The sequence below is a fragment of the Micromonospora hortensis genome (assembly GCF_022230935.1).
GTDB classification, from domain to species: Bacteria; Actinomycetota; Actinomycetes; order Mycobacteriales; family Micromonosporaceae; genus Micromonospora; species Micromonospora hortensis.
On the sequence record NZ_JAKKFE010000060.1, the window covers coordinates 1 to 753 of the forward strand.

General features: G+C 71.7%; 1 protein-coding gene and 1 pseudogene. Both read right to left on the reverse strand.

What is annotated here, in order from left to right; genetic code table 11:
• A pseudogene (locus NIE111_RS28155) lies at positions 1-271 on the reverse strand (serine/threonine protein kinase); the annotation flags it as partial.
• 8 nt (positions 272-279) lie between these two features.
• On the reverse strand, positions 280-753 hold a 474-nt coding region (locus tag NIE111_RS28160), incomplete at its 5' end, for an FHA domain-containing protein (protein WP_238687318.1).

The following is a 753-nucleotide window of genomic DNA, read 5'->3' on the forward strand; positions in this document are numbered from 1 at the left end:
GAGGGAGGTATTCGCTCGAATAGTAGAAGAAGCCGTCGTGCTGACCCGCGTCGTACAGGTCGACCAGGCACGGGGACCTGACCGCGGCGAACGCGGCGAGCTCTCGGGTCGCCCGCCGGAACGCCGTCTCCTCGGACTCGGCGTGCAGCACCTTGACGGCGACCAGGTCGGCCGGGATCGGGAGCCGGGCCGGCCGGTTCGCCAGGTAGAAGGTCCCGTGGTTACCTGAGCCGAGCGGGCGGATGAAGGTGTAGTCGGCGATGCCGCGCACGGGCTTCCTCAGGGGTTCCGGTGGGATTCGTACCGCAGCCACCGTGCGGCGAACTCGATCTGGGTGCCGGGCCGGATCACGACCGGCTCGCCGGCGGGCACCCGCCGGGTGTCGGCGTCCGCTGCCTCGCGCAGCATGGTGCCGTTGGCGGAGCCTAGGTCCACCACCGCCACCTGCCAGCCGCGCAGCTGGATCCGCAACTGCAGGCGGGAGACTCCGGAGATCTCGCCGGTGAGCCGGACCTGCCGCGCCCGCCGGGCCCGGACGTCCGGATGCTGCTCCGGACGGCGCCCGACGACATAGTCCGTGTCCAGCCGGAAGGTGACCCCATCGTCGGTGAGCAGCACGCCGAGTGGCGGCCGCGGCGCCAGCCGGGTGGCGAGCGTCTGCTGATGCATGGCGATGCCGCAGCGTTGGCAGTAGCGCAGCCCGGGGTCGTTGAAGTGGCCGTTCCGGCAGTCCACGCCCTCGACCATCGCCGG